At 50.3% G+C, this 1901-nt stretch carries 2 protein-coding genes; both read left to right on the top strand.

The window, feature by feature from the left end:
* Positions 1–1046, top strand: a 1046-nt coding sequence (locus tag GX117_13275; GenBank protein NLO34300.1) for a glycosyltransferase family 4 protein, incomplete at its 5' end; no start/stop codon positions are given.
* The coding region (locus tag GX117_13270; GenBank protein NLO34299.1) for a glycosyltransferase at positions 1043–1901 on the top strand (859 nt) is incomplete at its 3' end. The genes GX117_13275 and GX117_13270, both read left to right, overlap by 4 nt.

Genomic DNA, 1901 nt, shown 5'->3' with positions numbered 1-1901 from the left:
CCCTCGGATGTCGAAAAGGGAGCGTCCTTGTCGAACAAAATAAGGGAGTCGTTGAGATTCTGGATGATTTCCAGTTCCGTGGCGGATTGCGGTTGCGTTCATGGGCTAAGGATATTCGTTTAGCGCGACGTTTCATTGAAAAAGAACGGCCGGATATTATCCATGTCAATAGTTCTGAAGATCATTGGACTATGGCGGCGGCGAATTGGAGATCCTCAACGCCTTCCCCCCTACTGCGTACGCGCCACAATACCTACACCGTATCTTCCCATTTGCCCAATCGTATCTTGAACAAAAATCTGACCGATTTCCAAATTGTTGTATGCAACACGGTCTGCCAAGATCTTGCCCAGCATCGCGCCTTTAATGCAACCCGTTTACATGCAATACATAATGGTGTTGACGCGGAGCTGTATCAGGCGAATCCGGAAATACGCAATCAAGCCCGCGCTGAATTTGGATACAAAGACGATGATATAGTCTGCGGCATTGTGGGCCGATTGGTCCCTGCAAAGGGGCATACATTTCTTTTTCAAGCCCTTGCAGAATTGAAGGACACGCGGCCCAATCTCCATATTTTGGCTTTTGGGCAAGGAGTTTTAGAAGAGGAATTGCGTCACTTAACCGAAAGGCTTGGAATCGCATCGCGCGTACAATTCGCCGGGTTTCGCAATGATATGGATTTTTGTATTCAGGCTTTTGATATAGGCGCCCAGCCTTCCATCGATTGTGATACGTCGTCGTTCAGTATGAAAGAGCAAATGGCAGCGGGAATCCCTGTTATTGCTGCAGATTACGGCGGTCTCGGTGAAATCATTGATCATGAAGTTGAAGGCATTCTCGTTCCTACCGCTTCCATATCTCCCTTGACAGCCGCCTTAGAGAAGCTTGCATCGGACCCGATATTGCGCAAAACCATGGGTGAACGTGCACGTCAACGTGTCTTGAACGAGTTTTCTCAGGAAGTATTTGTGCGCCGTACAGCCGATGTTTACCGGCGCGTTGTGGAGGAGCACTTGTCCAAGAACAAAGGACACCTATCATGATTACTGTGGCTCATGTGAATGAGCAAAAAGGGTTGCGCGGCGGTGAGCGGCAAGCTTCTTGGCTGGTGCGCGGCTTAGATAAAGAGGGGGTGAAAAACATCGTCATAGGGCGGCAGGGCGAACCCTTTATCGCAATGCACCCGGAAATGGATAATTTGATTCGTATTCCGCTCCCCCTCCGTGGTGAACTGGATCTTTATACCGCTTACCAACTTGCCCGCCTCGCCAAACGCCATCGTATCGATATTTTCCACGCCCATTCGAGTCATGCCCATGGCCTGGCTGTACTGGCAACAGTCTTCGGCGCGCCCGCGCGTGTTGTGGTTTCACGGCGCGTCAATTTTATGCCTAAAAAACATAGGTTGAGCCGTTGGAAATACCATCGTGCCCATCGTATTTTATGTGTTTCTGAAGTGGTGCATGAAACATTGCTTGCCTATGGCTTGCCGGAAGAGCGTCTGAAAACAGTTCACAGTTCGGTAGATATGCAACGGGCCATGATGCCTGCAGTTTCAAGAAGCAGTCTTGACATACCGGAGAATGTACCCTTCCTTTTTTCAGCGGGCGCTTTGGTTTCACACAAAGACCATGCCCGTCTTTTAGAGGCTTTTGCCCGTGTGAAGCTGCGCTTTCCCACTGCACGATTGGTAATAGCGGGAGAAGGCCCCTTACGTAAAGAGCTTGAGACGCAGATACAGACGCTCGGCTTAGAGACGAGTGTCTCTTTGCCCGGCCATTGTGATGAGGCTCCGGGAATTTGCCGCAGTGCTGATCTCTATGTGTCTTCAAGTTGGTCCGAGGGCTTGGGTACTTCGATTCTTGAAGCGCTCGCTACCGGTACGCCGGTTGTTGCTG

It is taken from the genome of Candidatus Hydrogenedentota bacterium, from assembly GCA_012523015.1.
GTDB lineage: Bacteria > Hydrogenedentota > Hydrogenedentia > Hydrogenedentales > CAITNO01 > JAAYBJ01.
Note: the sequence above shows the minus strand (reverse complement) of the source record. Positions and strands in the feature narration are given on the sequence as shown.